The organism is Spongiibacter marinus, assembly GCF_016906995.1.
In the GTDB taxonomy this organism is placed as follows: Bacteria; Pseudomonadota; Gammaproteobacteria; order Pseudomonadales; family Spongiibacteraceae; genus Spongiibacter; species Spongiibacter marinus.
This window is the reverse complement of record NZ_JAFBBD010000002.1, coordinates 410,424-429,917: the sequence shown is the minus strand read 5'-3', so window position 1 is coordinate 429,917 and position 19,494 is coordinate 410,424. Positions and strand designations below refer to the sequence as shown.

The following is a 19,494-nucleotide window of genomic DNA, read 5'->3' as shown; positions in this document are numbered from 1 at the left end:
CCTCTCAGCAATTATGCAAAACGCGCAAAATTACGATGTTATCGTCCTTGGCGGTGGCGCCTCGGGCCTGCTTTGCGCTTTCACAGCCGCCCAGCGCGGACGCCGTGTATTGGTGCTTGAACGCGCAAACAAGGTCGGCAAAAAAATCCTAATGTCCGGCGGCGGCCGCTGCAATTTCACCAATTACTTCGTCGATGCAAACAACTTCATTTCAGAGAATCGGCACTTCTGTAAGTCGGCCCTAAAGCGCTACGGCGCTTGGGACTTTATCGGCATGGTCGAGCGGTACGGCATCGCCTATGAGGAGCGCAAGCACAGCCAGCTTTTTTGCCTGAACTCTGCCAAAGATATCCTGAGCATGCTTCTTGAGGAATGTTCGCAAGCGGGTGTTGAGATTCGCTGTAAGATCGAGCTGGAGGGCGTTCAAGCGCTAGAGGCGCGCGCGGGCTACCAATTGCACATCCGCCAGGATACCAGCGCTCTTTCTCTGCACTGCCAGTCACTTGTTGTGGCAACGGGCGGGCTTTCCATACCGACCCTAGGTGGCAGTGGCGTCGGTTATCAACTCGCCGAGCAATTTGGCCTTGGCGTGACGCCGCGCAGAGCGGGCCTGGTGCCCTTTATGTTTAGCGACCAGAGCAAAGGTCTGTGCGAACGCTTGGCAGGCCTGGCTGTTGATGTCTCAGCAACGTGTAATGGCCAGACCTTTCGCGAAAATTTGCTTTTCACTCACCGCGGCCTAAGCGGACCGGTGATGCTACAAATTTCCAACTATTGGCACCCCGGTGACGCCCTTCACATCGACCTGCTGCCGGATATCAACGCCGAGCAATGGCTCATTGAAGCGAAGTCACAGCAGCCTAAATCGCTATTGCGCAGTGTCCTGGGGCAACGCTTGGCGAAAGGCTTGGTGCAGGAATTCCAGGCCCTTTGGTGGCCAGAGCACGCCGATACCCCTATGGCCGGGCTCAGTGAGAAATTGCTACGCCGCATCGCCGCACAGCTGAATAACTGGGTCGTCAAACCCTCTGCAACCGAGGGCTACCGGACAGCAGAAGTCACCCTGGGTGGCGTGGATACCGATGGCATCAGTTCCAAAACCATGGAGGCGACGTCACAGCCTGGGTTGTACTTTGTCGGCGAAGTTCTCGATGTCACCGGCTGGCTGGGTGGTTTTAACTTTCAATGGGCCTGGTCTTCGGGTTACGTCGCAGGATTACACGTATAGGGTGTTCGAAGCACGGCGCAATACAGGATAGAATATCGCCCTCTTTACCCAACGCTTGAGGCCCAGCATGGCATCGCTGCAAGAACAGCTACTTATGGCAGGCATCGCCGACGAAAAGAAAGCCAAAAAAATTAAGCAGGAGCAGCGCAAGGCCAAAAAAGCCAACAAGGGTAAGCCTCAGGTCGATGAGGGCAAGCTCGCCGCGCAACGTGCACTGGCAGAAAAGGCCGAGCGCGACCGCGAGATAAATCGCCAGCGCCAAGCCGAAGTGGAGAAAAAGGCGATTTATGCGCAGATTTTGCAGTTAGTCGACATCAATAAGGTCGATCGCAAACAGGGTGATATCGCCTACCAATTTACCGATGGTAAGAAGATCAAGCGTATTTACGTCACCAATGCTCTACAGGAGCAACTGGTAAAAGGCCTGCTTGCCATCGTCAAAGTCCGAGACAACTTTGAGCTCGTGCCTGCCGCCATCGCCGATAAAATCAAACAACGCGATGCCAGCGTGATCGTTCTGCACAATGACAAACCTGCGGACCAGCCCGAGGAAGACGATCCCTACGCCGATTACCAAATCCCTGACGACCTGATGTGGTAATGACAGACGCCACTCTAAGCACTCAGGACAATGCTCGACAGGTATTGCAATCGGTATTCGGTTATTCGGACTTTCGCAACCACCAAGCAGAGATTGTCGAGCAACTGATCGACGGCGGTGATGCGCTGGTGTTAATGCCCACAGGCGGCGGTAAGTCACTGTGCTTTCAAATCCCGGCATTGATCCGCAGCGGCACCGCTATCGTCATCTCGCCATTAATTGCGCTCATGCAGGACCAAGTTGATGCCCTGCAGCAAAATGGCATTCGCGCGGCCTGCCTGAACTCTGCACTAGACGGTATGGCCGTACGCGAAGTCGAGCAGCAGTTAACACGCGGCGAGCTCGACCTACTTTACATCGCCCCAGAGCGGTTGATGATGCCGCGAATGCAGCGTTTGCTTTCGCAAGTGCACATCGCCTTATTCGCCATCGATGAAGCCCACTGTGTATCCCAATGGGGGCACGACTTCCGCCCCGAGTACATCCAGCTTTCAATCCTTCATCAGTATTTCCCCGACGTGCCGCGCATCGCCTTAACTGCAACGGCCGACGAGCGCACCCAACAGGAAATTATTCAGCGTCTCGGCTTAGAGCAGGCACGCGTCTTCAATAACGGTTTTGACCGCCCGAATATCCGCTACCGCATCGCTGAAAATAACGGCAATGCCCGCGAACAATTGCTGCGCTTTATTCGCAATGAACACGACGGCGAAGCCGGCATTGTCTACTGTTTATCACGCAAGCGTGTCGACGACACCGCAAAGTGGCTCAGCGATAAGGGGCTCAGGGCGCTGCCCTATCATGCGGGTCTCTCCAACGAGACTCGCCAACAAAACCAAAGCCGATTTTTACGCGAAGACGGCATAATTATCGTGGCCACCATCGCGTTTGGCATGGGTATCGACAAGCCCGATGTGAGGTTTGTTGCCCACCTTAACCTGCCAAAAAGCATCGAGGCCTATTACCAGGAAACCGGCCGCGCCGGGCGCGATGGCTTACCCTCTGACGCCTGGATGCTCTATGGCCTGCAGGATGTCATCACGCTGCGTCAAATGCAGGAAAGCTCCGACGCCGATGACAGCTACAAACGCATAGAGCGGCACAAATTAGATGCCATGCTTGGGCTTTGCGAACAGGAAAGCTGTCGGCGGCAGGCCCTGCTGCACTATTTTGGCGACAGGCTGGACAAGCCCTGCGGCAATTGCGACAACTGTCTATCGCCACCGGAAACATGGGATGCCACCGTCGCTGCGCAGAAGGCACTATCTTGCGCCTACCGAGCCGGCCAGCGCTTTGGTGTCAATTATCTGGTAGACGTTTTGCAAGGTAAGGCCAATAGCCGCATTCAGCAATTCGGGCACGACAAACTCACGGTTTTCGGTATTGGCAAGGAACTGAATACCAGCCAATGGCGGGGCCTGTTTCGCCAGCTTATCGCCAGGCGCCTGCTGAGCGTAGACCTGGATGGCCATGGCAGCGTGCAGCTCAGCCAAAGTGCCAGACCGATTCTGCGCGGCGAGCAAACCTTAACCTTGCGCAAGTTGGCGAAGGTGAGCGCCGGTAAAACACGCTCGAGCAATTTCGCCAATACCGCCCACAGCCAACTGTGGGAGGCTCTGCGCGCTCACCGTAAACAACTGGCCGACGAGCAGGGCGTTCCCGCCTATGTGATCTTTCACGATGCGACACTGGCTGAAATGGCGGAGAGGCAGCCGCAAAACCGCGAGCAACTCGCACTTATCTCCGGGATTGGCGAGCGCAAGCTCGACGCCTACGGAGACAGTTTTCTCGAGGTTATTCACGAGAATATTGGCAGCCAACCTCAATCCGGTGACAGCAATGCAGAGACTGTGCTGCTGCTCTGTCAGGGTATGACCCCGCTGGAAATTGCCCACCGCAGAGAGCTCACCGTCGCGACCGTATACCGCCACCTGGCAAAGGCGATCCGCGAGGGCGAATTGGAGCTCGCTGACGTGGTCGCCCTCGACGAGGCCGAGCTGCAGGAAATTCGCTTTGCCTTCGAACACAGCGAAGACAAGCGCCTTAAGCCGATCTACGAGGCTCTTGGCGGCGAATACGACTACGGTATTTTGGAGTGTGTACGCGCCGCCAGTTAAGCCAACTGCCAACAAGATCCAGCATTGCCTATACTGCGTACTACACAGTTTTGCAATTTGTATCACAGAGAGGATCTGACCTTGGTTTCCTGGCTTAGCCAACACACCCTTCCCCGCCGGCTCCTCTCCATTTTGCTTATCACGACTCTCGCCGCGCTTATGCTCGCCACCGCCGTTATTTGGGTGCCGCTCTTTTGGCTACTTGGATGGGGCTTTCCCGCAAGCCGGTCGGGCCTGCGTTGCCTTACATTTATCAGCCTGTTTCTCTTCTGCGAGGTCGCGGGCATTCTCGCCAGCACTTGGCTGTGGTTGCGCTACGCCATAACCGCTAACACCCAGTCCGAGGGCTACTTACGCGCCAACAGCGCACTGCAATACTGGTGGGCAGATACCTTGCGACGCGGCGCAGAACGCCTGTTTCGCCTGCGTTTCGAAATCGCCGGCCAGGAGGCCCTGGAAGGCAACGCCGCGATACTGCTGCCACGGCACACAAGTATTGGCGACACGGTATTGCCCATGTCTTTTTATGCCATACCGAAGGCTTTTCGCGTGCGCTATGTTTTAAAACGCGAGCTACTCATGGACCCCTGCCTGGATATCGTGGGTAACCGCCTACCCAACGTGTTCCTAAACCGCGTAGCCGAGGACATGGGGCCAGAACTCAGCGCTCTGAGCACCCTCGCTGCCACCGCCTCCGAGCAAGAGACGCTGATTATTTATATGGAAGGAACGCGGTTTTCGACAGCCAAGCGCCAGCGGCTGTTTGAGTCCTTTCAAAAAAAGAACGATCAGAAAGCCCTGCGAAATGCCGAGCGGTGGACCCATCTCTTGCCTATTCGACCTGCCGGTGCACTGGCACTGATGGCCGGCGCCCCGGACAAAGACCTCGTGTTTTTTGCACATAGCGGCTTCGAGAAGTCATCCAGCTTCGCCAGTTTGTTCAACGGCGGCTGGATGGATACCACCGTTAAACTCAAGTTTTGGCGCATACCCGCAAGTAGCATTCCTGCCGACGACGCTGGCCGACGCGAGCTACTGATAAACCAATGGCATAGAATGCAAGATGAAGTCGATGCTATGCATCGCGGTGTGGGCTAGTCTGCTCGGCAGCAATATTTTCGATAAGCCCCATCACTAAACGCACCGCAGCGCGCACCACGGTCCCTTTTGCAATGGCATAGTCGCTGCGCAGCCAGTGGGTTGCCGCCTGCCGCATGGCGCCAACCAGCGACATACCCAGCATCAGTGCCTCCTCATCGTCGAGCTGCCACTGAGGGTAGACGTAACGTGCCAGCTCCAGAATCAAGTCTGAAAAAGACATTATGTAACCGTGGTACAACTGCTCAACTTCTGGACTGATTCCCTCTAACTCCACCATACATACGCGCGCGACGCGGGGATCTTCCAGCGCGGTGAAGTAGGCGTCCAGCATTCGCTCAACAAGCTGCCTTACCGACATGCCAGGCGGCGCATCCATCACACTGTCGTAAATGCGCTGGCGTATCTGCCCCATATGAAGCTCGTACACTTCGGTTAATAGCGTCTGTAAATTGTCAAAACTTTCGTAAAAGTAGCGATCGGTTAATTTTGCTTGGCGGCACAATTTGCGCACCGTCGCAGCGCGAAAACCCTCTGTGCCAAAGATTTCTAATCCTGCCTCAAGGAATTGCTGCCGCCGAGCAGCCCGCCTCTCCTCCGCCTTTACACCGCCGTATACCCGGCCACTGGTCGCATTTTCAGCGACGGTTTTCACACTGTCATTTGCCATGACAGCAATTTGACATCACGCGTCGTCAAAAGTAAAGTGAAGACACTTGTCATCAGATATAGCCGAATGGGCTGCTCACAGATAGGAAAAACAACGATGAGTGAACAACAGCAGGCAAGCCGCCATCAGGTTGTGATTATTGGCAGTGGCTTCGGGGGGCAGTGCGCGGCAATAAACCTGAAGAAAAATGGTATCGATGACTACGTCATCCTCGAACGACGCGACTTTATGGGCGGCACCTGGTGCCAGAATACCTACCCCGGCGCCGCGGTAGATGTGCAATCAGCGCTCTACTCCATCGCATCAGAGCCCTATGACTGGTCACAAATGTTTGCCGACGGTGATGAGCTACAACGCTATACCAATCACGTCATCGATAAACACCGTCTCAGAGAGAAAACACGCACTGGCTGCAATGTCAGCAGTATTCGCTGGCAGGAAGCGTCGCAACAGTGGCAGGTGAGTTGTGAGGACGGCCGCCGCTTTCTCGCGCAATTCATCATTAATGCCTCTGGCCCGCTAAGCACCCCGGTTATCCCGGCCTTCAAAGGTCGCGAGCGCTTCGAGGGGCACAGCTTCCACACTAATAATTGGGATCACAATTACGACTACCGCGGTAAAAAGGTGGCGATTATTGGCAGTGGCGCCAGTGCAGCACAAGTGATTCCCGCTATCGCAGAAGACGTTGCGCAATTGCATGTCTTTCAACGCAGTCCCCACTGGGTGATTCCACGCCCAGACTATCGATTCAAACCTTGGCAACGCGCGATTCTGCGGCGCCGCTGGGCGTACAAGCTACTTCGCCAAGCCGTTTATTGGGCACTGGAGAGCCGCGTTATTGGCTTTAAATACTCCGAAGCCATGCTGAATATTCTCGCCAAACGCCGCGCCCTCAAGCACATTAACAAACAGATTGCCGACCCTGAGCTGCGCGCTAAAGTAACGCCGGACTACACCATCGGCTGCAAACGTATCATCTTGTCAGATACCCTCTACCCCGCCTACTGCCGCGATAACGTCACGCTTCACAGCAGCGAAGACGGCATTGCCGAGATCACCGAGCGCGGCATTCGCACGCAGCAGGGCCAAGACCTGGATCTGGACTTGATCGTCTACTCCACCGGCTACGATGCCACTGACGGTGTTATCTCATACTCCGTTGAAGGCCGCGGCGGCCAAACCTTGCAATCGGCATGGGCGGAGTTCCCACGGGCGTACCTGGGCACCAGTATGCCCGGCTTCCCGAATTTATTTGTGGTGACAGGGCCGAATACCGGCATCGGCCACACCTCGGCCATCGTGATCATCGAGGCGCAGATGGACTACATCATGAACAGCATTCGCGCGGTTCAACGCAGCAATAGTAAGACTATTGAGGTCAATCGCGACGCAGAGAAACGCTACACCGAGCACATCCACAGCGAAATGGAGCGCACCGTGTGGAAGTCCGGCGGCTGCAACAGCTGGTATCAGAGCAAAAGTGGCCATGTCATCGCCATGTTCCCGGGCTTCAGTTTCACCTATCGACGCTGGACACGGAATTTCCGCCCCAACGACCACCAACTTTCCTAGGCAAAATAATGAAAAACCTGATTAACAAAGTTGTTGTAATCACGGGGGCCGGCTCGGGTATGGGCCGCGCCTACGCCCATGCTTTCTCCGCTCAAGGTTGCAAACTCGCGCTGTGCGACCTCGACAGCGACGGCCTGACGGAGACCGTGGCGCAGCTTGACGTCAACCCGGCAGATGTCTTTCATCAGAGCGTAGACGTCAGCGACCATGCCGCCATGACGGATTTTGCCGACGCGGTGAAACGTCAATTGGGGCCGGCACATATTGTTATCAATAACGCCGGCATCGAAGGTAGCGCCAAACCAACTTGGGCAACAGACCTTAGTGACTATCGCCGCGTAATGGATGTGAACTACTTCGGCGCTATCCACGGCTGCCAGACCTTTCTCCCCCACCTACAGGCCAATAATGAAGGTGCCATTGTCAATATTTCCAGCATCTTCGGTTTGGTGGGCACACCGAATCACAGTGACTACTGCGGCAGTAAATTTGCGGTGCGCGGCTATACCGAAGCACTGATGGCCGAACTGCATACCAGCCCCATTCAAGTCCACCTCGTGCACCCGGGCGGCATCGACACAAATATTGCGCGCCAGGATCGCAGCCGCGCTTTCTCCGACCACTTCCTCAGTACCAAACCGGAGGCAATTGCCGCCAAACTCATCACCTGTATTCGCCGCAACCAGCCACGCCTGGTGTACGGCAACGGGTCGGGCAAAACCTGGTTGGGCGCGCGCTTCGTCCCACTTAAGTGGCTAAGCAGTATCATATGGCGCGAAATGCGCCCGGTCATCGACCTAAGCGAATACCCCAAACAACCTTAACCCGCCATAATAATTCCAACACAATAAAGGAACGCGCTCGTGAAAAAGTTTCTGCTGATTGCATTTGTCACCCTGATTGCCGGTGGACTGTGGAGTTATCACAGCTACCCCGCTTTAGGGCACCTCCTGTACACCGCCAGCATGGCAGGCGAGGCATCGATCTATGGCTTCAAAGAGCGCCGTGTCGATATCGGCGAATTGGAGATGAGCTTGTATCAAGGCGGCAACCCAGAGCAGCCCACATTGCTGATGCTGCATGGCTACAGCGCCGACAAAAATGTCTGGCTACGCTTTGCCAAACACTTCGTCGACGACTACCACATTATTATCCCGGATATGGCCGGTCACGGTGACACCGCATTTGTCAGTGGCGGCGACTACAGTATCACCGCGCAACCCCGGCGCCTCCAAGGCCTGTTGGATGCGCTGAACATCGACCAGGTGCATATCATCGGCAACTCCATGGGTGGTTTCATCAGCGCCGACTTTTCACTCAGCTACCCAGAGCGGGTATTAACGACCGGGCTCGTAGACCCAGCGGGAGTGAATTCGCCTGAGCCCAGCACAATGCAAAAATTACTCGCCGAAGGGCGCAACCCCTTCCTCGTTGAAAAACGCGATCAGTTCCGTGAGTTCTACGCGATGACGATGGCCAAGCCGCCGTGGATGCCCGGCGTCGTGCTGGATGCAATGGCTGAAGACTACCAGCAGCGTCGCACTGATCTCGCTGAAATCTTCAACGACTTTCACAGTACCGCTTTGCTAGAACCACGATTGGCCAATCTGCGCTCGCCTGCTTTATTACTGTGGGGCAGTGAAGACCAACTTATCCATGTAAGTAGTGTCGACACCTGGCGCGCGGCGATTCCTACGCTGGAAATCACCGTGTGGGAAGGCATCGGCCATATGCCCATGCTGGAAATTCCCGCAGAGAGTGCCGCGCGCTACCAACAGTTTTTGACCAAATACTCGGAGTCAGCCCAATGAAAAACCTAGCCGGCAAGGTTGTCGCGCTTACAGGTGCTGGCTCGGGAATAGGCCGGGCCCTCGCCCTGCAACTGGCGGAAAAGAGATGCCACTTGGCGCTGGCCGATATCGATGAAACCGGGCTCGAGGAAACGGTCCGCCTTATTCCCGCCAGCGACCTAAAAGTCACTCAGCAAGTGCTGGATGTCAGCGATAAAGCAGCGGTATTCAACTGGGCCGACACGGTGCAGCGCGATCACGGTCAAGTGAATATCGTCATCAACAATGCGGGCGTTGCATTGTCGGGCACCGTAGCGGGCTTAAGCCTGGAAGAATACGAGTGGATTATGGACATTAATTTCTGGGGAACGGTCTACGGCAGCAAGGCCTTTCTCCCCCTGCTGGAGCAGTCCGGAAGCGGGCATATCGTTAATATATCAAGCGTGTTTGGCTTAACCGCACAACCACTAATGAGCGGCTATAACGCCAGTAAGTACGCGGTGCGGGGCTTTACCGAGTCACTGCGGCAGGACCTGGAGCTGATGGATTCCAGCGTTAGCGCCACCTGCGTCCACCCCGGTGGGATTAAAACCAACATCGCAAAGCGCTCAAAGGTGAACGCCAGCGTGGCCGCGGCCACCGGCAACAGCGCCAATGACGCCGTAAATCAGTTTGAAAAGCTATTCTTCAATACGCCAGAGAGTGCCGCAAAGGTGATTATCAAAGGCGTGGAGAAAAATCGCCGCCGCGTACTGATCGGCCCGGACGCCCGGGTTTTTGACTTCTTAGCGCGCGCCTTCCCGGCGGGCTATCAACGCCTGTTCACCTTTGCGGTGAAATCACGCCGCCAAGCTCATTGATGACGGCGCGGAGGTTGGCAGCGCCCCTGCCAGCCTCCAAACAGCGCACTGCCTCAGTTACCGAAGAGTTTATTAAAAGCCTTATCTAACGCCTTATCGACAACGTTATCAGTTTGTTTGTCGACTTCCTCTTCCGTTCTATCCTTTGCTCGTTCTTGCTGGCGTTCAGCCTTTTGTTGAAAGATACTGCCAAAACTAAAGCCGGCACTGCCCTGCGCGTTCTGCTCATCACTTTCCACTTCAGCACCTGCTGAAATCGCCGCGCCAAAGTTACCTAAGTTAGGCATCTGCATCGGCTCCGCAGGCAACGCAAAACGCCCCTTATCGATTTTCTTGCCCGACAACGCGACAACTTTCATGTCATTGCCAACACGAAGATACCCGTAGCCGCGCTTTCGCAACTGCTCGAACATCTCATCGGCTTGATCAGAATTTGATCCACTGGCTTTAATCATGCTGCGCATGAAGCCCATCATGGCATCGCGCATTTCCCTGGCGGCGGCATCCTTTGATAGCACCATTTCCACCTGATGCCGGCCCTCTTCATCAGTGTAATCGGCGATCCACACCTCACCTTTCACACCTGCCACCGTTTCTTTTCGGCCGGTATTTCGCAAACTGTGAACGCCCGTCGCGCTCGGGCCTACATCGGGCATCATTCCCCCGAACATTTTCATCGCCGCGGAGGCGTCAATAACGGTCTCCTCGCCCTCGGCACCACTGACAACATAGAGCGTGCCGTTTCTGTGTAACATGTAGCCATCGCGGTCTGTCTGCATACGCAGGTACTCTTCACCGCGAAACTCCAGAGTATTTCGCTCCCCATCTGATTCGATAGTTGCCGTACCGGCGGTCACATTCGCGCCCACCACAACGAATGACATAGCGAGACAATAGCGGAGGGTTTTATTGATTGGTGTGTTCATTGTTATCGTCCTTGAGAGTGCGTTCCATATCCTTTGGCAGCGCAGGGAGACAGCGCTGGCTCACGATGTAGAATGTATCAGGAGAAGGAGCGATTCACTAGCGCCAACCTCCCCCTGCTGTGAACCTTAGTCAGACAGGTAGTATTCTACCGTCGACACAACCCGCAAACGCTTTATATGCGGATTGTTTCGATCGCGGTCGCTGATCGAGAACTGGCCTTGGCTCGCGCGTTTGATTTTGCCCAGAACGCTCTGTGAGTCTGCAGCAAACTTTAGTGCAACCTCTCTGGCTTTCGTCGTGGCTTCCTCGATCATCACCGGTTTGACTTCATTCAAGCGCGTAAACAGATACTCGGTCTGCGACTGGTAATCACCGCCCGTTAACACAATCCCCTGCTTACCTAGCTGCGAAACCTGGCCCATCAGCTCACGGACGGCGTCCACCTTCGTGGAATATACCGTTACCGACTGGCTCGCGGTGTAGCGAAACTCCGCGCGTCCGCCGCCACCGTATTGTTGTGCCGATTTATCGATAATGACGGGTGCCGCCCGCGTGATCTCCTGCGCGGTAATGCCATTTTCAAGCAGAAAGCGGCTAACCGCTGCCGCATTCGCTTCAAGCTGATCATAGAGCGCGCCGAGCTGATTGCTGGCCAAGGTATATTGAATGGGCCAGATGACAATATCAGCTTTATACTCACGTTCAGACAAGCCTTTCACACGCACACTGCGCTCATACTGTTTAAAGTCATGAACGGCACCGGCAAGCACCCCCCCCAACGAGGCCAGACCGATTATCAGGCTGACGCCCAGCATGGCGGCACTACTTCGGGAAAAGAGATTCATCGTATTGTCCTCATTAGGGGCGGCATAGTGATAGCTAACAGACCCTCATCGCTGAAATAAATTCCAGTCGTACTAGCGATGAAGCTCGCCCGCCCGCTCGGGCTGATAAATCACTTCTTCTATTCGCACCTGCAATACACCACCAGAGGGCTTTGGCCACTCGATAGTATCGCCCTGAGAAAGCCCCAGCAAAGCGCTTCCTACCGGCGCCAAAATCGAGATTTTATCACCCTGACCATCAGCATCCCGCGGGTATACTAAGGTCATACAAAACTCGCGGTCAGTCGAAACTTCTTTAAAGCGCACCGTCGAGTTCATACTCACTACTGAGGGCGGCATGTCGCTTGGCGAAACAATTTCTGCGCGCCCCAGCTCGACCTCCAACTCCTCACAGCCCGGCGCATTGGCCGCCGCCGGCGAGTCCAGCAAAGCCTCAAGACGCTCCGCGTCCAAGGATGAAATAGTAATATTTGGCCTGATATCCATGATGTCTCTCTTTGTTACGTCCAGCCTTTCCACCTATGCGACATAGCGAACACCCTCGCGCGGCGAGCGTGTCTGTGGAGGAAATTGAAATGAGGTTAAAACAGCCAGCCGAGGGGATCCGGGTATGGCTCGCGTGCGTCCAGAGCTTTGAGCCCTTTGATACAGCGCACTACCAGCCATATTAGACAAAAAAATAAAATAAGCCAGCCCACCAGCACCAAGGACAATACCGTGCCCAGCGTGACGTAAAGCGCGCCAATCCAAAATGTGCGTATTTGAAATTGATAGTGACTTCGCAACCAGGGGGCGCAGTCATCTCGATTGATGTAAGCAATTACAACCGCAACGATGGCGGTGATACCAAATACCAGGCTCACCAGATACAGCACATAGACGACCTTGGCCATATTTTCCGCCGACGATGAAGGCATCGCAGCTTGCGTCATATCATCCACTCCTTGTTGATAGATGCGCTTAACACAATCACTATCCGCTGACCTTAGATCACGATCAAGGGCGTATCAACGCCCCAGTGTCAAAACCCGCTTGCTCAGCCTTGCGCAAAAAGGACTGCCAAACGTCCTCGCTAACCGCAGGCTCCCTCGCCAGCAACCACAAATAGTCGTTGTCTGGCCCAGAAACGAAGGCGTGCTGGTAGTTTTCGTCCAAGCCAAACACGACATAAGACGCATAAAAAGGGCCAAAAAATGACACTTTCAAATGCGCAACCGACGCATCACCAACGAAATAGGCGCGGCCCTCTGCCTCTTTCCACTCGCCAGCCTCCGCGTCAAAGCCTCGGTTAATCACGCGTACCCCGCCGTCGTCTCGGCGTTCGTACTGCGCGGTAACCTTGCTTAAACCGCGCTCAAAGCGATGATCCAGCCGAGCAATTTCATGCCACTGCCCGAGATAGCGATCGAGTACAAAGTTAGTCACCGGCGGCGCCCCGGCAGGATATGAGGTACAGCCGCACAGAAAACAGATCAGTAGACACAATGACACGCTACGCATGGCTGGCACTCCTCAATTATCCAGTGATCACCCAAACAAAAACGGGAGCCAAAGCTCCCGTCACAACGCCTAATCTGGGGACAGCTTACCAGTAAAAGCTAAAGAATAAATACAGCGCCAAAAATACCGACAGCCAACTTACCATGGTGCCCGTAGACAAGTTGCGCGACATCACTCCGCCCGGTCCGTGGCTCTGAGCCACTTTTTCAATAACGGCATGAACGGCCTTCATTGCCACGGCACGCACTGCCGAGTCGAGTCGCCACATCCACGCCAACAGCTTCTTCACGACGGCCGGCAACAGACGTCTGTATACCCAGTCGAAATCCAAGTTCGTTGAGCGAATCTCTTCCGGGTACCAGCCTTTGCGAATTAACACACAAAACGCCAGCGCGGCAAACATCAGTAGCTGCAACTGCGTGATGATGTGGTAGCTGGTATAGGGCTTGTAATCCACCGGGAAAGGCAGAATTGCATATAAGGGCTCAGGCCAAACACCAATAGCAATACACAGGAAGGCCGTTACCCCCATTGCCAGCAGCATGTTCCAGGGGGCTTCTTTCACCCGGTGCCCGGCGTCATGATAAAAGAAGGAAAAGAACGGAACCTTAATGCCCGAGTGATCCAATACCCCGGCCGAGGCAAACAGCAGCACCGTCCACACCAACCACTGGTGCTCAGCAGCTGCCGCGGTAAGAATCATTGACTTGGTAACAAAGCCAGAGAACAGCGGGAACGCTGAAATTGACATACCACCAATAATGCAAAACAACGTGGTCCACGGCATGGATTTATACAAGCCGCCCAGCTCACTGGCCTTAACCGTACCAACTCGCAACAGCACAGCCCCCATCGACATAAACAACAATGCCTTGTAAAGGATGTGCGCAAAGGCGTGGGCCGCGGCGCCATTCAACGCCAGTTCGGTGCCCAAACCGACGCCAACAACCATAAAGCCAAGCTGGTTATTCAGGCTGTAGGAGAGTACCCGCCGCAGATCGTTTTCAATTACTGCGAAGAAGATCGGGAACGCCGTCATCACCGCGCCAATGGTGATTAATATATCCTCGCCGGCAAAGCCCCGCGCCAGAGCGTAAACCGCCAGCTTGGTGGTGAACGCCGACAATACCACGGTCCCCGTTGCGGTAGCCTCTGGATAGGCGTCTTGCAACCAATTGTGCAAAAGTGGAAACGCACATTTGATGCCGAAGGCCAGGAAAATAATCCAGCCACCGGGGCTGTCTAAGCCGAGGTGATCAAAGGCCAACGAGCCTGTCGCTTGATAGTGAACAATCGCGCCGGCCATTAATAACAAACCGGAGATCACCTGAATAACCAGGTAGCGCAGGCCCACGGTATACGCGCGTGCCGTGCGGTTTGCCCAGATCAACAGCACAGAGGAAATGGCTGTTAACTCCCAGTACAAGAACAAGGTCAGTAAGTCGCCCGCCAACACGGCGCCAATCGCGGCACCGGCATATACCAGCGCTGCAGATTGCTGCATGCGATCTTTCACATGCCAGGCATACAGCCCCGCCAGTATCGCAGCAATATGAAAGATCACCGCCCATACGAAACTGAGGCCGTCCACTCGCAGCGTTGTCAGTGTTAGACCGTATAACGAAACAATCCCCTGCTCACCATTGGGCAACTGGCAAAGCATTAGCAAGCCCAATGTCGGGGTTACCACCGCCAGGGGGCCCAGCAATTTCGTGGGAAGGCGAATCGCCAGCAGCCCTGCCAACATCATCAACAGGGCGGGATTCATCAGCCAATCATTCGCCATAATAATCCTCGCTACGTTTCAACACACGACGCAGCGCCTTTGCAGAGAAAACGATCGTGCAATACGCCAAAAATCCGAAGCCCGCGTAAAAGCCGAAAGATCCATCAAAGCCAAAATAAGGGTGCTTTTCGTAAAAAAATTCAGCGACGAGTAAGACGCCACAAATCAGATAGACCAGGTAGACCAACTTGTCGACATTGGCCGGCTGCTCCAGCCATGCTTTTTTATCCGATGTCTTCATGTCAGGCTAATTCCTTGCAGAAACTGCATAATGGGCCCTGCGGTAAAAAACAGCACAATACAACTGAGCGCCGTTACGCACAGCGCCAATAGTGATGGCCACGGCGCTTCCCCACCATGTTGATCGCTTTCACTAGCAGGAGCCGCGCGCAGAAAGGCCCGCGCCGGTAATTCCAAAAGGTAAACAATATTCAACAGCGAACTCAGCGCTAATACTGCCAATACAAATAACTGATCGCTATCAACAGCCCCCAGCATCAGCGTCCATTTGCTCCATGTGCCACCCGTGGGTGGCAAGCCAATAATCGACAAGGCCGCAATGGTGAACGCCGCAAAGGTATAAGGCATTTTTCGACCTAAGCCGTCCAGCTCACTCACCAACGTCTTATGCGCGGCAACATAAATTGCCCCTGCACAGAAAAACAGGGTGATTTTGCCCGCCGCATGCATGGCAATGTGCAAGGCGCTTCCCAACACACCATTGGCGCTGGCAAGGAAGGCGCCCAAGGTAATATAGCCAAGCTGACTGATGGTGGAATATGCCAATCGCGCCTTAATATTGTCCTGGCGCATGGCCACTAGCGACGCCAGCAGAATAGAGGCACATGCCAGATAGATTAGCCACTGCGTGACCGGTAGCGACTGCACCGCGTCAATACCAAAGATAAATACCACGACCTTCAGCACGGTGAAGACCCCCGCCTTCACCACCGCCACAGCGTGAAGCAACGCTGAAACAGGCGTCGGCGCCACCATCGCACTCGGCAACCACCGGTGGAACGGCATCAATGCGGCCTTGCCGACACCAAAGGCAAATAACACTAACAATACCGACAGCAAAACAACGGACGTTCCTTCCTCGAAAACGCCTCCCGCTGTGAAGCTCAGTGTGCCGCTTTGCATCCAGGTAATAATCATCGCCGGCAGGAAAAACGCGATGGAGGTACTCAACAAGATGCCCAGATACACACGGCCACCGTGCTTAGCTTTATCCGTGCCCGCATGGGTAACAAGTGGGTAGGTGCAAAGCGACAGTACTTCGTAGAATACAAATAACGTAAACAGGTTCTCGGCAAGGGCAACACCCATCACCGCGGCGATCGCCACAGCAAAGCAGGCATAGAATCGTGTTTGATTCTGTTCGTTATGGCCGCGCATATAACCGATGGCGTACACCACTGTCACAAACCACAGCGAGCTCGCTATTAGCGCAAACATCATCCCGAGGGGCTCGACATGGAAGGCGATCGTCAAGCCTGGCAATAGCTCCCACCACTGCGCGGCCAGCACGGTGCCCGCCTGCAACTGCTGAAAGAGGTTCACTGACAGCCAGGTCAACGCCGCGGCGGCAATGAGTGACACCGCTTCACGCAGGTTTTGCTTGTTGCCAAACAATAAAATACCCGGCACGGCCAATACAGGCGTAAGAATCGTTAGACTGATCAACAGTTCTGTGGTCATTGTCATTTGCCCCACCCCAACAGCGCTTGGGCCGCATCAGCCGTCACGGATACGGGTAGCGCCGTATCGATACCGAAATAAATATTGGCGACCACCAGTAACCAGAGCGGCAGCAATACACTGACGGGAGCTTCTGAAACCTGACTCGATGCCGGCGGGTCGCGGAAGTACATCACCTCCACAACGCGCCAAATGTACATAACGGCAAGTAAAGAGCCGACCAGTATCAGTACCGCAACCGGCCACATGCCCATTTCCAGTGTCGCGATAACCAAATACCACTTGCTAATAAACCCGACGGTCAGCGGCACGCCGATGAGGCTCAAACCACCGAGGACAAAAGCCATTGCAGTCAGCGGCATACGCTGAGACAAGCCAGCCAAGTCATCCAGGCGTGTGCTGCCCATACGCAGCGCCACGGCTGCCAGGCTCATAAACAACGCACCTTTCATCAGCGCGTGGTTAAATAAATGCAACAGGGTTGCCTGCAAGCCCGCCGCACTGCCGAGTCCCAAACCGATAATCATGTAACCGATCTGAGCGACACTTGAATAGGCGATCGCGCGCTTAATGTCGATCTGCAGGATTGCCACCAGCGACGCGCTGAACACCGCAATCAAGCCCAGGGCAATAAATAGTTGATGAAGGGGTATATCCATGGCGCCGAAGTCGGCACCAAATACCGTAAAGCTGAAGCGAATTAGCAAGTACACCGCAACTTTCGTCGCTGTCGCCGCGAGAAATGCGGTAACGGCCGACGGGGCATAGGCATACGCATTGGGCAACCACAGGTGCAGCGGAAACAGCGCCAACTTCAAACACACGCCAACAATCACAAAGGCATAGGCAGCGAAAACCGTGCGAGTGTCTGCAACAACAGGCAGGCGCTGGGCGAGGTCCTGCATATTGAGGGTGCCGGTCATCATGTACATGAGGCCAATACCAATCAGGATAAAGGTGGCGCCGATGGTGCCAACAATCAGGTATTGGTAACTGGCCCACAGCGCTTTGCGGTCGCGGCCTAGGGAGATTAACGTGTAGGTCGACAGCGACGACACTTCCAGGAAGACGAAAACATTGAATGCATCGCCTGTTGCGAGAATGCCGAGTAAGCCGGCGAGGCATAACAACCACGACACGTAGAAAAGTGTCTGTTTATTCGGCTCGACCTCTGCCGCCACGCTCTGACGGGTTCCCGCCAACACTACCGTGCTTAACGACGAGACGATCAGCAGTAAAAAGGCATTGAGCAGGTCTATGCAGTATTCGATCCCCCAGGGCGCTTCCCAGCCGCCGAGAAAATAGCTAATAGGCCCCTCTAACCAAACCTGTTGCAGCAACAGCATGCTAATGAGCATGGCGGCAGCACTGGTAGCAAAGCTAAACCCCCACGCCAGCGCCGGGCGACCAAGAATTAAGCACGACGGCGCCGCAAGAAGCGGTAAAATAACCTGCAGTATGGGAAGGTGACTCAACACTGATTCTGTTCCTGAATATCTTTTTCTTCCGCACTGCCGTATGCCTCGCGCAGGCGAATAATCAGCGCCAGCCCTAGTGCAGTGGTCGCAATGCCCACAACAATCGCAGTCAGAATTAATACGTGGGGCAGCGGGTTGGAGTAGACCGAAATCGCGTCATCCAAAATGGGAGCACTGCCGCCCGATACCTTGCCCGCGCTGATATACAAAATGAACACCGAGGTCTGGAAGATGTTCAAACCCACCAGCTTTTTGACCAGATTGCCCTGGGCGATCACGATATAAAAACCAATCATCATCAACACCATCACAACCCAGTAGTTGTAATGGGTAAGCAGCATGTCAGTCATCTTGATGCCCCCTGTCGACCAAGCGCCCGGCAAAGGAGAAGTAAATCAGCACCATTACCGCCGCAACGGTAATGCCAACGCCCAGTTCGATAACGATGATGCCGTAGTGTTGGCCGTGGAGTGGATCCTTGGCCAGCACATCGTAGTCAAGAAAGTTGCCACCGTTAACCATGGAGACCACACCGACGGCGCCATACAACAGCACACCGACCGCCGCCATCACCCTTACCCAGGCTTGATCAATCACCTGGCGAGCGGAATCCAGCCCGAACAACATGGTGTAAACAATTATCGCCGCGGCAAAGATCACCCCTGCCTGGAAGCCGCCACCGGGGCCATAGTCGCCGTGGAACTGAACGTACAGAGCGAAAAGCAGAATAGGCGCGATCAGCACCTTGCTGACGATACGCAGAATTTTATGTTGACTGGCCTTCAGTAAGTGACTGGAAAGCGGTTTGGTCGCCCTGTCGCCAACCATCAGCAATGACAGCACACCGACGCCGGCGGTAAAAATCACCGTGACCTCACCAAACGTATCGAAGCCGCGATAGGTCGCCAGCACCGACGTCACAATGTTGGGAATACCCACTTCTTGTCCCGATTGCTCGATGTAGCGCGGCGCAACATGCTGCTGTGCCGGCGCATCCGGCGCACCAAACGCGGGCATATCCATGGTAGCCACTAACAACAATGCACCAGTGATGCTCACCAACACCAGGGCAGACAGCGACCAGCGATGGGGAAGCTTTTCGTAACGTCCGACAATCGCCATGGTTGTAAACATAAGCAGCGGCGAAATTCCGGCACCCACGGCCGCCTCAGTAAACGCCACATCCACGGCATCCATTGTCACAAAGAAATTGGCGGACAGCAGTCCGTAGATCGACGACAACATCACCACAGACAGCAGGTCGCGATTCACCGCTATACCAATCGCGGTGGCAATCAGCATACTCAGCAAACTGATATCG

The 19,494-nt window shown here is 54.8% G+C and carries 20 protein-coding genes; 8 read left to right on the top strand and 12 right to left on the bottom strand.

The window, feature by feature from the left end:
• Positions 1-13 precede the first annotated feature (13 nt).
• The 4 genes from HNR64_RS04500 (at position 14) to HNR64_RS04485 (ending at position 5,044) form a co-directional block, all read left to right on the top strand.
• The gene (locus HNR64_RS04500) at positions 14-1,228 is read left to right on the top strand and encodes a BaiN/RdsA family NAD(P)/FAD-dependent oxidoreductase (protein WP_204995343.1); all 1,215 of its coding nucleotides are present in this window, start codon (positions 14-16) and stop codon (positions 1,226-1,228) included.
• 67 nt (positions 1,229-1,295) lie between these two features.
• On the top strand, positions 1,296-1,829 hold the full coding sequence (locus HNR64_RS04495) for a DUF2058 domain-containing protein (protein WP_204995342.1): 534 nt from the start codon (positions 1,296-1,298) through the stop codon (positions 1,827-1,829).
• Positions 1,829-3,946, top strand: a complete 2,118-nt coding sequence (recQ, locus tag HNR64_RS04490; RefSeq protein WP_204995341.1) for a DNA helicase RecQ — start codon at positions 1,829-1,831, stop codon at positions 3,944-3,946. Before HNR64_RS04495 ends, recQ begins: the two co-directional genes overlap by 1 nt.
• A gap of 81 nt (positions 3,947-4,027) precedes the next feature.
• Positions 4,028-5,044, top strand: coding sequence for a 1-acyl-sn-glycerol-3-phosphate acyltransferase (locus tag HNR64_RS04485; RefSeq protein WP_204995340.1), 1,017 nt, complete (start codon positions 4,028-4,030; stop codon positions 5,042-5,044).
• On the opposite strand, the gene HNR64_RS04480 is transcribed toward HNR64_RS04485, so the two are convergent.
• A complete protein-coding gene (locus HNR64_RS04480; protein ID WP_204995339.1) occupies positions 5,022-5,714 on the bottom strand; it encodes a TetR/AcrR family transcriptional regulator in 693 nt (230 codons plus the stop codon). The genes HNR64_RS04485 and HNR64_RS04480 overlap by 23 nt on opposite strands.
• Positions 5,715-5,810: 96 nt before the next feature.
• Between HNR64_RS04480 and HNR64_RS04475 the strand changes: the two genes are divergently transcribed.
• From HNR64_RS04475 to HNR64_RS04460, 4 genes are read left to right on the top strand one after another with little or no spacing between them, the layout of a single operon-like run.
• The gene (locus tag HNR64_RS04475) at positions 5,811-7,286 is read left to right on the top strand and encodes a flavin-containing monooxygenase (protein WP_204995338.1); all 1,476 of its coding nucleotides are present in this window, start codon (positions 5,811-5,813) and stop codon (positions 7,284-7,286) included.
• 8 nt (positions 7,287-7,294) lie between these two features.
• The gene (locus tag HNR64_RS04470) at positions 7,295-8,110 is read left to right on the top strand and encodes an SDR family NAD(P)-dependent oxidoreductase (RefSeq protein WP_204995337.1); all 816 of its coding nucleotides are present in this window, start codon (positions 7,295-7,297) and stop codon (positions 8,108-8,110) included.
• 39 nt (positions 8,111-8,149) lie between these two features.
• Positions 8,150-9,097 carry an alpha/beta fold hydrolase gene (locus HNR64_RS04465; protein ID WP_204995336.1) on the top strand — a complete coding sequence of 316 codons (948 nt, stop codon included), beginning with the start codon at positions 8,150-8,152 and terminating at the stop codon, positions 9,095-9,097.
• A complete protein-coding gene (locus tag HNR64_RS04460) occupies positions 9,094-9,936 on the top strand; it encodes an SDR family NAD(P)-dependent oxidoreductase (RefSeq protein WP_204995335.1) in 843 nt (280 codons plus the stop codon). Before HNR64_RS04465 ends, HNR64_RS04460 begins: the two co-directional genes overlap by 4 nt.
• Before the next feature lie 53 nt (positions 9,937-9,989).
• Here HNR64_RS04460 and HNR64_RS04455 read toward each other — a convergent pair whose 3' ends face one another.
• The 11 genes from HNR64_RS04455 to HNR64_RS04405 form a co-directional block, all read right to left on the bottom strand.
• The gene (locus HNR64_RS04455; protein WP_204995334.1) at positions 9,990-10,862 is read right to left on the bottom strand and encodes a hypothetical protein; all 873 of its coding nucleotides are present in this window, start codon (positions 10,860-10,862) and stop codon (positions 9,990-9,992) included.
• A gap of 126 nt (positions 10,863-10,988) precedes the next feature.
• Positions 10,989-11,708: an SIMPL domain-containing protein gene (locus HNR64_RS04450; protein ID WP_204995333.1), complete on the bottom strand. Its 720-nt coding sequence runs from the start codon at positions 11,706-11,708 to the stop codon at positions 10,989-10,991.
• Positions 11,709-11,780: 72 nt separating this feature from the next.
• Positions 11,781-12,194, bottom strand: coding sequence for a nucleoside diphosphate kinase regulator (rnk, locus tag HNR64_RS04445; RefSeq protein WP_027874731.1), 414 nt, complete (start codon positions 12,192-12,194; stop codon positions 11,781-11,783).
• 95 nt (positions 12,195-12,289) lie between these two features.
• The gene (locus HNR64_RS04440; RefSeq protein ID WP_027874730.1) at positions 12,290-12,640 is read right to left on the bottom strand and encodes a DUF4870 family protein; all 351 of its coding nucleotides are present in this window, start codon (positions 12,638-12,640) and stop codon (positions 12,290-12,292) included.
• A gap of 64 nt (positions 12,641-12,704) precedes the next feature.
• The gene (locus tag HNR64_RS04435) at positions 12,705-13,208 is read right to left on the bottom strand and encodes a lipocalin family protein (RefSeq protein ID WP_204995332.1); all 504 of its coding nucleotides are present in this window, start codon (positions 13,206-13,208) and stop codon (positions 12,705-12,707) included.
• Positions 13,209-13,293: 85 nt separating this feature from the next.
• Complete coding sequence (locus tag HNR64_RS04430; RefSeq protein WP_204995331.1) at positions 13,294-14,994, bottom strand: Na(+)/H(+) antiporter subunit D; 1,701 nt, start codon at positions 14,992-14,994, stop codon at positions 13,294-13,296.
• Positions 14,984-15,235 carry a hypothetical protein gene (locus HNR64_RS04425; protein ID WP_027874727.1) on the bottom strand — a complete coding sequence of 84 codons (252 nt, stop codon included), beginning with the start codon at positions 15,233-15,235 and terminating at the stop codon, positions 14,984-14,986. Before HNR64_RS04425 ends, HNR64_RS04430 begins: the two co-directional genes overlap by 11 nt.
• Positions 15,232-16,701, bottom strand: a complete 1,470-nt coding sequence (locus HNR64_RS04420; protein ID WP_239547572.1) for a proton-conducting transporter transmembrane domain-containing protein — start codon at positions 16,699-16,701, stop codon at positions 15,232-15,234. The genes HNR64_RS04425 and HNR64_RS04420 overlap by 4 nt, the downstream gene beginning before the upstream one ends.
• The gene (locus HNR64_RS04415) at positions 16,698-18,173 is read right to left on the bottom strand and encodes a monovalent cation/H+ antiporter subunit D family protein (protein ID WP_204995330.1); all 1,476 of its coding nucleotides are present in this window, start codon (positions 18,171-18,173) and stop codon (positions 16,698-16,700) included. The genes HNR64_RS04420 and HNR64_RS04415 overlap by 4 nt, the downstream gene beginning before the upstream one ends.
• A complete protein-coding gene (locus tag HNR64_RS04410) occupies positions 18,167-18,523 on the bottom strand; it encodes a cation:proton antiporter subunit C (RefSeq protein WP_036256799.1) in 357 nt (118 codons plus the stop codon). Before HNR64_RS04410 ends, HNR64_RS04415 begins: the two co-directional genes overlap by 7 nt.
• Positions 18,516-19,490, bottom strand: coding sequence for a Na(+)/H(+) antiporter subunit B (locus HNR64_RS04405; RefSeq protein ID WP_286694558.1), 975 nt, complete (start codon positions 19,488-19,490; stop codon positions 18,516-18,518). The genes HNR64_RS04410 and HNR64_RS04405 overlap by 8 nt, the downstream gene beginning before the upstream one ends.
• Between the last annotated feature and the right edge of the window lie 4 nt (positions 19,491-19,494).

Bases quoted from the DNA above. Each gene is read 5' to 3' on its own strand.
- HNR64_RS04410 (WP_036256799.1), bottom strand. From the start codon at position 18,523: ATGACTGACATGCTGCTTACCCATTACAACTACTGGGTTGTGATGGTG.
- HNR64_RS04460 (WP_204995335.1), top strand. From the start codon at position 9,094: ATGAAAAACCTAGCCGGCAAGGTTGTCGCGCTTACAGGTGCTGGCTCG.
- recQ (WP_204995341.1), top strand. From the start codon at position 1,829: ATGACAGACGCCACTCTAAGCACTCAGGACAATGCTCGACAGGTATTG.
- HNR64_RS04455 (WP_204995334.1), bottom strand. From the start codon at position 10,862: ATGAACACACCAATCAATAAAACCCTCCGCTATTGTCTCGCTATGTCA.
- HNR64_RS04470 (WP_204995337.1), top strand. From the start codon at position 7,295: ATGAAAAACCTGATTAACAAAGTTGTTGTAATCACGGGGGCCGGCTCG.
- HNR64_RS04430 (WP_204995331.1), bottom strand. From the start codon at position 14,994: ATGGCGAATGATTGGCTGATGAATCCCGCCCTGTTGATGATGTTGGCA.
- HNR64_RS04440 (WP_027874730.1), bottom strand. From the start codon at position 12,640: ATGACGCAAGCTGCGATGCCTTCATCGTCGGCGGAAAATATGGCCAAG.
- HNR64_RS04420 (WP_239547572.1), bottom strand. From the start codon at position 16,701: ATGACAATGACCACAGAACTGTTGATCAGTCTAACGATTCTTACGCCT.
- HNR64_RS04500 (WP_204995343.1), top strand. From the start codon at position 14: ATGCAAAACGCGCAAAATTACGATGTTATCGTCCTTGGCGGTGGCGCC.
- HNR64_RS04425 (WP_027874727.1), bottom strand. From the start codon at position 15,235: ATGAAGACATCGGATAAAAAAGCATGGCTGGAGCAGCCGGCCAATGTC.
- HNR64_RS04435 (WP_204995332.1), bottom strand. From the start codon at position 13,208: ATGCGTAGCGTGTCATTGTGTCTACTGATCTGTTTTCTGTGCGGCTGT.
- HNR64_RS04475 (WP_204995338.1), top strand. From the start codon at position 5,811: ATGAGTGAACAACAGCAGGCAAGCCGCCATCAGGTTGTGATTATTGGC.
- HNR64_RS04480 (WP_204995339.1), bottom strand. From the start codon at position 5,714: ATGGCAAATGACAGTGTGAAAACCGTCGCTGAAAATGCGACCAGTGGC.
- HNR64_RS04450 (WP_204995333.1), bottom strand. From the start codon at position 11,708: ATGAATCTCTTTTCCCGAAGTAGTGCCGCCATGCTGGGCGTCAGCCTG.
- rnk (WP_027874731.1), bottom strand. From the start codon at position 12,194: ATGGATATCAGGCCAAATATTACTATTTCATCCTTGGACGCGGAGCGT.
- HNR64_RS04495 (WP_204995342.1), top strand. From the start codon at position 1,296: ATGGCATCGCTGCAAGAACAGCTACTTATGGCAGGCATCGCCGACGAA.